This window comes from Streptomyces lushanensis (genome assembly GCF_001700515.1).
GTDB lineage: Bacteria > Actinomycetota > Actinomycetes > Streptomycetales > Streptomycetaceae > Streptomyces > Streptomyces lushanensis.
This window is the reverse complement of record NZ_MAUD01000673.1, coordinates 1-1,578: the sequence shown is the minus strand read 5'-3', so window position 1 is coordinate 1,578 and position 1,578 is coordinate 1. Positions and strand designations below refer to the sequence as shown.

Sequence of the window (1,578 nt, the reverse complement as noted above, 5' to 3'; positions counted from 1 at the left end):
CGGTCCAGAGCCGCGAGAAGCTCCCGGTACGGCTCGAACGACCCTCCGATGTCCCCGACGCCGGGACGGTCGAGCTTCGCGCGTGTCCATTCGAGCATGTGCTGCCCCCCGCCTCAGGCCGCCCGTGTTCCGGCCGGCTCGCCCACACGCCGTACACCCCCGGCTCCCCGCCGAGGGCGTCGGCCGCCGCGCGGGCCGGGCCGTCCGGAGCGCCACCCGTCTACCCGCGTTCACCGGCGGTGTCAGTCTCACAGGGGAGAGGAGTGGGAACAATGCCGGAAATCGGCCACGCCGTGAGGGTGCCCGGCTTCGGCGCCCGCTGCGCTCCGNNCGGTGCCACCGGCCGCACCGCGGGGGGCACTCCTCGACGGGCGCGGTGTTTCAGAACGCCGCCTCGTCCAGCTCCATCAGCGAGTCGTCCACCGACTCGGCCAGCGCGCGCTGCGTCGAGACGCCCGGCAGGACGTTCGCCGCGAAGAACCTCGCCGCCGCTATCTTGCCCTGGTAGAACGGCACGTCCTTGGTCGCGGCCGTCTCCAGCTTCTCCGTGGCCACCGCCGCGCCGCGCAGCAGGAGATAGCCGACCACGACATCGCCGGAAGCCATCAGCAGCCGCGTCGTGTTGAGCCCGACCTTGTAGATGTTCCTGACGTCCTCGCCGGTGGCGGTGAGGTCCGTCAGCATCCGGCCGACGATCGCCTCCAGATCGGCGGCGGCCTGCGCGAGCGCGTCGCGGGCCGGCGCCAGCTCCGTACCGCCGGTGCCGACGGCGAGGAACTTCTTGATCTCCTCGGCCAGCGAGTTCAGCGCCTGGCCCTGGTCCCGGACGATCTTCCGGAAGAAGAAGTCCTGGCCCTGGATCGCCGTGGTGCCCTCGTAGAGCGTGTCGATCTTGGCGTCCCTGATGTACTGCTCGACCGGGTACNNCGGGTACTCCTGGAGGTACCCCGAGCCGCCGAAGATCTGGAGGGACTGCGCGAGCTGTTCGTACGAGCGCTCCGAGCCGTATCCCTTCACGATCGGCAGCAGCAGGTCGTTGAGCCCGTGCAGCGCCTTCGTGTTCTCGCCCTCGGCCTCCTTGACGGCGATCTCGTCCTGGACGGAGGCGGTGTACATGACGAGGGCGCGCATGCCCTCCGCGTACGCCTTCTGCGTCATCAGCGAGCGCCGCACATCGGGGTGGTGCGTGATGGTGACCTTGGGCGCGGCCTTGTCCATGAACTGGGCCAGATCCGGGCCCTGGACGCGCTCCTTGGCGTACTCCAGCGCGTTGAGATAGCCGGTGGAGAGCGTGGCGATGGCCTTCGTGCCGACCATCATCCGGGCGAACTCGATGATGCGGAACATCTGGCGGATGCCCTCGTGCTTGTCGCCGATCAGCCAGCCCTTGGCCGGGTGGCGGTCGCCGAAGGTCAGCTCGCAGGTGTTGGAGACCTTGAGACCCATCTTGTGCTCGACGTTCGTGGCGTAGACGCCGTTGCGCTCGCCCAGCTCGCCGGTCTGCGGGTCGAACTCGTACTTCGGCACGAGGAAGAGGGACAGGCCCTTGGTGCCCGGTCCGGCGCCCTCGGGGCGGGC

The 1,578-nt window shown here is 69.6% G+C and carries 1 protein-coding gene and 1 pseudogene; both read right to left on the bottom strand.

The annotated features are described in order from the left end of the window. Positions 1–381: 381 nt before the first annotated feature. Positions 382–925: pseudogene (locus BFF77_RS37625) on the bottom strand (acyl-CoA dehydrogenase C-terminal domain-containing protein); the annotation flags it as partial. Positions 926–927: 2 nt separating this feature from the next. Further along, positions 928–1,578 (bottom strand): acyl-CoA dehydrogenase family protein (locus BFF77_RS37620; RefSeq protein WP_281196675.1); only part of this gene is annotated, 651 nt, incomplete at both ends.